The following is a 1,693-nucleotide window of genomic DNA, read 5'->3' as shown; positions in this document are numbered from 1 at the left end:
CCGCTGTCGTCGCCACCGCCCCGCCCAGACCCACAATCGCCACGCCCAGCCGCTCGTTGCCCGCCATGTGTGTAACGCCCCTTCCCCTCGACCGTTTCACCCCAGGCTCTCGCGGCGACGCGTTGGGGGCGGCTCCGGGATGTCGGGAGCGCCCGGCGTCTGGAGGCGCCGGGGGCGCTCCACCCGCTGCGGGAGTTCCGGGAAAGTCGGCACATGGGCGAGCGCTTTCAACTCAGCCTCTGGACCGTGTGGAGTGTCCGAAGCCGGCGTCCGGCCTCGGTCCGGCGTCTGGCTTCAGACGTGCCGCAGCTTCCACTGCCCGCGCCGGAAGAGGGCCGCGCTGGCCAGCCCCAGGGCGCCATACGTGATGGCGATGGAGGCGAAGGCCCCGGAAGGGCCCCACCCCAGGGGGATGGCGAGCAACCACGCCAGTGGCAGTTGGAAGCCCCAGCAGAAGACGAGGTTCACCAGCGTGGGCGTGGTGGTGTCCCCCGCGCCGTTGAAGGCATGGGGCAGCACGGTGACGAAGGCGTAGAGGGCCAGGCTGCAGCTGACGATGCGCAGGCAGCGCGTGGCGTGCAGGCCCACCTCCGGGTCGGTGGTGAAGGAGTGGATGAGCGGATCCGCGAAGACGAGGAAGCCCAACGCGACCGCGGCGAGGAAGCCGAGCGTGTAGAAGCTGGCGCGCCACGCGGCGCGCTCCGCCCGGTCGGTGTCGCCCGCGCCCAGGCTCTGGCCCACCAGCGTTCCGGCCGCGTGGCTCAGGCCCCACGTGGGCTGCTGCGCGAAGAGCAGGACGCGCATGGCCAGCGTGTAGCCCGCGAGCGCCGCGCTGCCGAAGGTGGCCACGATGCGCATCAGGATGAGCCAGCTGGACATGGTCAGCAGGTACTGGAAGGTGGCGCCGCCGGACAGCTTCAGGAGCGAGCGCAGCGTGTCCCACTCCACGCACAGGTGGCGGCGGCGCAATGCCAGACGTCCGGTGCCCTTGAGCAGCCGGTGCAGTTGATACACGACGCCGGTGGAGCGGCCCACGGTGGTGGCCACCGCCGCGCCCAGGACGCCCATGGCGGGCACGGGCCCCAGGCCGAAGATGAACAGCGGCGCGAGCACGATGTTGACGGTGTTGGCCAGCCACAGCGCGCGCATGGAGGTGGTCGCGTCGCCCGCGCCGCGCAGGACGGCGCTGATGAGGAACAGCAGCATGATGATGGGGAAGCTGGCCAGCATCAGCCGCGCGTAGGGAACGCCGTGCTCCAGCACGCCCGGGGCCGCGCCCAGCGCCAGGAGGATGGGGCGCGCGAACACGGCGCCCGCGAGGCCCACGGGAATGGACAGGGCGAGTCCCAGGCCCAGGGCCTGCACGGCGGTGCGTCCGGCGCGCTCGGCGTCCTTCTGTCCCACGCGTCGGGCGATGAGCGCGGTGGCGCCGATGGCGAGCCCCAGCGGCAGGGTCTGGAAGAGCGTGAGCACGGACTCCGTGAGGCCCACGGTGGCGATGGCGTCCGCGCCCAGGCGGGAGACGAAGAGCACGTCCACCAGCGCGAACACGGACTCCATCACCATCTCCAGCACCATGGGCACGGAGAGCAGCAGGAAGGCGCGGTCCACGGGGCCGGTCGCCAGGTCCTCGGTGGACCCGCGCACGGCCAGCCACAGGGAGGCGAGGAGGCCCTTGAGCCCCGTGGCCGGG

1 protein-coding gene is annotated in these 1,693 nt (G+C 72.2%); it reads right to left on the bottom strand.

Features of this window, described 5'->3' with window-relative positions:
• Positions 1-294: 294 nt before the first annotated feature.
• Positions 295-1,693 (bottom strand): MATE family efflux transporter (locus D7Y13_RS41325; protein ID WP_244222468.1); only part of this gene is annotated, 1,399 nt, incomplete at its 5' end.

It is taken from the genome of Corallococcus praedator (genome assembly GCF_003612125.1).
Classification (GTDB): domain Bacteria; phylum Myxococcota; class Myxococcia; order Myxococcales; family Myxococcaceae; genus Corallococcus; species Corallococcus praedator.
The sequence above is the reverse complement of the archived record's forward strand: the minus strand, read 5'-3'. Positions and strand labels throughout refer to the sequence as shown.